Consider the following 5394-nt stretch of genomic DNA (forward strand, 5'->3'; position numbering starts at 1 on the left):
CCGGTGATGTACGACAGGATCAGCAGGAAAGCGAACGGGAAGCCCGAGATCACCAGCGAGATCAGCACGCCCGCATAGTTGTGCGTCAGGCGGATTGCGCCTTCGTAGATGTGCAGCGTCTGCAGGATCTGCGCGAACCAGCCCTTGGGGCCGAAATAGGTCAGCATGCCTTCGGCGATCAGCACCGTGCCCAGCGTGATCGGAATCACCAGGATCGTCGTGGCGATCTTTTGATAAGGCGTCTTGTGGCGCAGGCGATAGGCCACCGGCACCGCAATCAGGATGTTGATCAGCGTTGCCGGCAAGGCCAGCTTGAGCGTCACGCCGATGGTCATCCACAGGTTTTCCGTGTTGAAGAACTTGACGTAGTTCGACAGCATGCCGCCGCCTTCGAGCGGCTGGAACGACAGGATCAGGCCGTGGATGAACGGATAGACGAACACCGCCAGCATGAAGACCACGGCCGGTGCCGCCATCCACATGGCCGGATCACGCCAGCGCGCGCCGGCGGTTTGCGAGGACATCAGCATCATGCCACCTGTTCGAAAGGATAAGCCAGCACGCGGTCGGCGGGCACGGAGACGCGGATGGTTTCGCCCGGCGAGGCTTTGCCTTCGGCACGTACGTAAAGGCGCGTGTTGTCTTGCGTGCGCAGCATGAACAGCGATTCGCGACCGTAATATTCGACCGACTCGACGCGTGCGCTGATGCTGTTGTCGGGGGCGGTGCCGTCGGCGCAGATGCTGAATTCTTCCGGACGGATCGACACGGCGGCGCGACCGTTCAGGCGCATCTTCGCGATGCCGGCCAGATTGACGCCGGGACCGGCCAGCGTGACGGTCCGCGCATCCTGGCCGACCACATCCAGAATCAGTTCATTGCGATAGCCCATGAAGCGCGCCACGGCGAGATTCGACGGCTGGCCGTAGACTTCCGGCGGCGTGCCGATCTGCTGCACCTTGCCATCCTTCATGACGACGATGCGGTCGGCCAGCGACAGTGCTTCATCCTGATCGTGGGTGACGTACAGGGTGGTGCGGCCGAGTTCGCCGTGGATGCGACGGATTTCGGAGCGCATTTCGAGGCGCAGTTTTGCGTCGAGATTGGACAGCGGCTCGTCCATCAGGATCAGCGGCGGTTCGATGACGATGGCGCGGGCAATCGCCACGCGTTGCTGCTGGCCGCCGGACAACTGGCCGGGCAGCTTGTTCATGTGTTGCGCCAGTTGCACCAGGTCGAGGGCGCGTTTGACGCGGGTCTGGATTTCGGCGGCAGGCACGCCGCGCATCAGCAGGCCGAAGCCGACGTTCTTGGCCACCGTCATGTGCGGGAACAGGGCGTAGTTCTGGAACACCATGCCGAAGCCGCGCTGTTCCGGCGGCAAGGTATCGATGCGGTGATCGTCAAGATAGATGCCGCCGTCCGACAAGGGCAGCAGGCCGGCGATGCAATTCAGCGCGGTCGACTTGCCGCAGCCGGAAGGGCCGAGCAGGGCGATGAATTCGCCGCGCGCAATGTCCATCTGCAGGCCGTCCAGCGCGGCGATCTGCGGCGCGTCGGTAGTTTTAGCCGGGCCGCCAAAGCGACGTGTCACGCGATCCAGTCGCAATGTCTTGAAGTCAGGTTTCATGCTTGCCTCTAATTGATCGTAATGAGCCGGGCGACGTGGAATATTTCATTGCCGCCCGGCTTGTCTCTACTTGCTTTTGCTTATTTAAACTTTTGAGCGCCTACTTGTTCATCCCAGATACGGAATGCTTTCACCATCACCTGCGCATCCAGCGGTTGCACGTGCGGGAACCTGGCGATCCAGTCGGCGTACTCGGCGCGGCCGAATTCCTTGAGCGTGTCCTGGCTGGCTTGCGGCGCCATCGTCACCGGCACGTTCTTGATCGCCGGACCAGGATAGAAGTAGCCCTTGTCGTAGGTCTGGGCCTGTTGCTTCGGTTGCAGCAGGTAGGCCATCACGTCGAGCACCACGGCTTGCTTGGCGGGAGCCAGGCCCTTCGGCACGATCATGTAATGCGTGTCGTTGACCCAGGTCATGTTCTTGAAGGCGCCAACCTTGAATTCCTTCGGCACCACGCCCAGCGCGCGCGGGTTGATGTCCCAGCCGGTCACGGTGACCGTCATGTCTCGCGAACCTTCGCCGAGTTCCTTCATCACGGCGCCGGTGCCGCCCGGGTAGTACTCGATGCAGGTGTTCAGCTCCTTGAGGTAAGCCCAGGTCTTGTCCCAGCCCTTGACCGGATCTTTGGGATCCTTGTCGCCGAGCAGGTAAGGCAGGCCCATCAGGAAGGTGCGGCCGGGACCGGAATTGGCCGGGCGCGCATAGATCAGTTTGTTCGGATTGGCCTTGCACCATGCCAGCAGTTCCGGCGGCGTGGTCGGCACCTGCTTGACCTTGTCCGGGTTGTATTCCAGCAGCGGACCGGCCGGCATGAAGGCGACGGCCAGGCCCTGGTTATGCGCCAGCTCCTGCATCTTCTTCACTTCCGGCAGGTAGTTCTCGGTCAGCGGAGCGAACCTGGCGTTGTTCTCCGGCAGCAGCGTCACCCATAGATTCTGCTCGATGCCGGCAGCCAGAATGTCGGTGCCGCCGAGGACCAGGTCGATGTCGCTGCGCTTGGCGTTCTGCATCGCCTTCAGCTTGCTCGGCAGTTCCGGCGCCGGTGCTTTGGTGAAAGTGAATTTGACGTTGGGATGCGTGGTCTTGTACGACTCGATGGCCTCTTGCAGCAGCGCCAGCGAACCGGCGACGTCGACCACGTTGATGGTGACTGCTGCCTGCGCATGTGCGGCCGGGCTGCCGACCATGGCGGCCAAGCCGAAACCGATGGCGGCGGCCATGACGGTGCGGCGGGTCGCCTTGTGCAAGGTATTCAAAACCTGTTTCATTGATGTCTCCTCCTAGAGATGGAATTGTTGGGTACCGGGATAAAGCGGACGTCTTGTGACGCTCTGATGAATCTTCAAACCGTACTGCTATTGCGCTGACTCTCTTTCAAAAAATGCTCACAAACGGTAGGCCTGCTTGGCCAGCCGATACGTCAGGTCGTGCGCCAGGTCCAGCGCTTCGTCTTCATGCAGGCGATGTTCGGCCACCAGTCGCGCCAGATAGCCGCAATCGATGCGGCGGCTGACGTCGTGGCGGGCCGGGATCGACAGGAAGGCGCGGGTGTCGTCGTTGAAGCCGACCGTGTTGGCAAAGCCGGCGGTCTCGGTGGTCAGCTCGCGGAAGCGGCGCATGCCTTCCGGCGCATCGAAGAACCACCATGCCGGCCCCAGTTTCAGTGCCGGATAGACGCCGGCCAGCGGCGCCAGTTCGCGCGAGTAACTGGTTTCGTCGAGCGTGAACAGAATCACGGACAGGCGCGGGTCGAGGCCGAAGCGATCCAGCAGCGGCTTGAGCGCGCCGACGTATTCGGTCTGCATCGGAATATCAAAACCCTTATCGCGGCCGAAGCGCGCCAGCATCGCCGGGCTGTGGCTGCGCCAGCAGCCGGGATGGATCTGCAATACCAGACCGTCGTCGATGCTCATTGCCGCCATCTCGGTCAGCATCTGGGCGCGGAACAGTTCGGCTTCGTCGCGGCTGATCTTGCCCGACAGCGCTTTGTCGAACAGCGCCTTGCATTCCGCGAGCGGCAGGTCGGCGGTGCGTGCGCTCGGATGACCGTGGTCGGTCGAGGTCGCACCGTGTTCCTTGAAGAAGGCGCGACGGACGCGGTGCGCCTGCAGATAGCCTTCCCAGGTGCGGGTGTTCTCGCCGGTCAGTTCGCCGAAGCGCTCGACGTTGGCGGTGAAGCCTTCGAATTCGGGATCGACCACCGGATCGGGACGGTAGGCCGTCACCACGCGGGCGCGGCCCCTGGCGGTCTGCCAGGGATCGTTCTTGAGCTTGCCGTGATGCGCCAGCGGATCGAGCGGCGACTCGGTGGTGGCGATGACATCGATGTTGAAGCGCTCGAACAGTGCGCGAGGACGGAACTCGGGACGCTGCAGGCAGCCGTCGATGTGATCGTAGAGACGGTCGGCGTTGGCCTCGCTCAAGCCCTCTTCGAGGCCGAACACTTCTTCGAACACGTGATCGAGCCACATGCGCGACGGCGTGCCGCGAAACAGCGGCCAGTGTTTTGCCAGGATGCGCCAGATGCGGCGCGGATCGCCTTCCACCGCGCTGCCGTCGCTGCCTTCACGTGCTGGGATGCCCAGATCTTCCAGCTTGACGCCCTGGCTGAACAGCATGCGGAATACATAGTGGTCGGGCTGGATCAGCAGCGCCGACGGATTGGGGAAGGCGGCGTTGCCGGCGAACCAGGCCGGGTCGGTGTGACCGTGCGGGCTGACGATGGGCGCGTCCTTGATCTCTTTATAAAGACGGCGCGCGATCGAGCGCGTGTCGGGATCGGCGGGGAACAGTCGGTCTGGGTGCAGCAATGGCATGTTGTCTCCTGATTTGCTATGTCTGACGTTATGTCTGACGCCAAGTCGGACTTCGTCGCTGCTGCATCCTCGGCTCTGTATGGCTGGCCTCTGGCGGATGCGCTGCGGATCCGTGTTGAATATTCAATCCTGTGCCGCTACTCCTGATGATGCGGCATGTAAGCCTTGCCGCCGCCCCAGCCGCGCGAGAACTCGGTGGTCACGCGTTCGAGGTGGGCGTGCATGGCCTTGCGCGCGCCCTCGGGATCGCGATCGACAATGGCCTCGAGGATGCGGCGATGATCGACCAGCGTCTGCTGGCGCAATTCTTCGGTATGGAAGTGTTCTTCCATCTTGATCCACAGGCGACCGCGCTGGTCCCACAGGTTCTCGATCACGCTGACCAGGGCGCTGTTGCCGGTGGCGCGGGCGATCGAGAGGTGGAAAGTGCGGTCGGCTTCTTCATTGTTGGGGCGGTCGTGATAGAAGCGCTCCATGTCGTTGAGCGCGCGCAGGATGGCGTCGAGGGCACCGTCGGTGGCCATGCGCGCGGCGATCGCGGCGACTTCGCCTTCGATCAGGCAGCGCGCCGACAGGATCTCGAACGGACCCGGGCCGATTTCCTGGATGGCCGGCGCGGCGCCTTTCTTTTCAATCACGTAGATGCCGGAGCCGCCGCGCACTTCGATCACGCCGGTCAGTTCCAGCGCGATCAACGCTTCGCGCACCGAGGCGCGGCTGACCTTCAGTTGCGCCGCCAGGTCGCGTTCCGACGGCAGGCGTTCACCGGCCGCAATGTGTTCCTCGCGGATGAATGCCTGGATGCGATCGGCGACCACGCGATACAGGCGCGTTTCGGGCGCGCTGAGTTCGGCAAGGGCTGTGACGATTTTGAGCATGGCGGGCGAAAGGGAGGGTCCCTGAAAATTGGTCTGGCCATTCTAAGTTGGCCTGAAAAAAAAAAAAGCC

The 5394-nt window shown here is 62.7% G+C and carries 5 protein-coding genes; all 5 read right to left on the bottom strand.

Annotated elements, in window-relative coordinates; all coding sequences use genetic code 11:
* Positions 1 to 524: ABC transporter permease (locus HLUSI_RS0120000; RefSeq protein WP_029363806.1), on the bottom strand; the 524-nt coding region annotated here is incomplete at its 3' end.
* Between the two features lie 5 nt (positions 525 to 529).
* Positions 530 to 1630, bottom strand: coding sequence for an ABC transporter ATP-binding protein (locus HLUSI_RS0120005; protein WP_016835636.1), 1101 nt, complete (start codon positions 1628 to 1630; stop codon positions 530 to 532).
* An 80-nt stretch (positions 1631 to 1710) separates the two neighbouring features.
* Entirely contained in the window at positions 1711 to 2898 is a 1188-nt protein-coding gene (locus HLUSI_RS0120010) for an extracellular solute-binding protein (RefSeq protein ID WP_016835637.1), read from the bottom strand.
* Positions 2899 to 3015: 117 nt separating this feature from the next.
* Complete coding sequence (uxaC, locus tag HLUSI_RS0120015) at positions 3016 to 4446, bottom strand: glucuronate isomerase (RefSeq protein WP_016835638.1); 1431 nt, start codon at positions 4444 to 4446, stop codon at positions 3016 to 3018.
* Between the two features lie 137 nt (positions 4447 to 4583).
* Positions 4584 to 5324, bottom strand: coding sequence for a FadR/GntR family transcriptional regulator (locus HLUSI_RS0120020; RefSeq protein ID WP_016835639.1), 741 nt, complete (start codon positions 5322 to 5324; stop codon positions 4584 to 4586).
* Positions 5325 to 5394 lie beyond the last annotated feature (70 nt).

Source organism: Herbaspirillum lusitanum P6-12, from assembly GCF_000256565.1.
Taxonomy (GTDB): Bacteria; Pseudomonadota; Gammaproteobacteria; order Burkholderiales; family Burkholderiaceae_D; genus Herbaspirillum; species Herbaspirillum lusitanum.

Bases quoted from the DNA above. Each gene is read 5' to 3' on its own strand.
- HLUSI_RS0120020 (WP_016835639.1), bottom strand. From the start codon at position 5,324: ATGCTCAAAATCGTCACAGCCCTTGCCGAACTCAGCGCGCCCGAAACG.
- HLUSI_RS0120005 (WP_016835636.1), bottom strand. From the start codon at position 1,630: ATGAAACCTGACTTCAAGACATTGCGACTGGATCGCGTGACACGTCGC.
- uxaC (WP_016835638.1), bottom strand. From the start codon at position 4,446: ATGCCATTGCTGCACCCAGACCGACTGTTCCCCGCCGATCCCGACACG.
- HLUSI_RS0120010 (WP_016835637.1), bottom strand. From the start codon at position 2,898: ATGAAACAGGTTTTGAATACCTTGCACAAGGCGACCCGCCGCACCGTC.